Origin of the sequence: Deinococcus alpinitundrae (genome assembly GCF_009982895.1) — a bacterium.
GTDB lineage: Bacteria > Deinococcota > Deinococci > Deinococcales > Deinococcaceae > Deinococcus > Deinococcus alpinitundrae.
This window is the reverse complement of the sequence record NZ_WXZL01000109.1, coordinates 1-541: the sequence shown is the minus strand read 5'-3', so window position 1 is coordinate 541 and position 541 is coordinate 1. Positions and strand designations below refer to the sequence as shown.

At 45.8% G+C, this 541-nt stretch carries 1 protein-coding gene; it reads left to right on the top strand.

The window, feature by feature from the left end:
• On the top strand, positions 1-447 hold a 447-nt coding region (locus tag GUI70_RS24795; protein WP_237725129.1), incomplete at its 5' end, for a hypothetical protein.
• Between the last annotated feature and the right edge of the window lie 94 nt (positions 448-541).

The window sequence follows — 541 nt, the reverse complement described above, 5'->3', positions numbered from 1 at the left end:
CGAGGTGCGCCTCGCGGAGTTATTTCTAGAAATGAATCAGCTGAATGCCGTTCACGACGCACTTTTTTGCATGAAACTATAAACCGCAACATCTCAGTTAGGCAGCATCTTGATCTTCCCAAAATCTCCTCTGTTAGACGAGTCGAAGATACTGACAATGAGCCTCTGAGCCAGGCTGCCGACGTAATTGCTTATGGTCATTTTAGGGATGAATTATTCCAGGTGCGCCTCAAAAATGGACAGCAGCCTCTCTTCGAGCCAATGCTAGAAGCTGCGAGAATTAGATGGGGACCGCCCCGAATCTGCTCAGCAGATGTAGGTCATATATGGCGCAGGAAAAGATTAGACCGTAGATATGATCAAATTTCAGTAGCGGCAATGTATTCCACTGCTTTTTACGAGCTGCAAAAATTCCATCCCGATTTTACAAACCAGTACTTAGTCTGAGATGTTGCGGTTTATAGTTTCATGCAAAAAAGTGCGTCGTGAACGGCATTCAGCTGATTCATTTCTAGAAATAACTCCGCGAGGCGCACCTCGG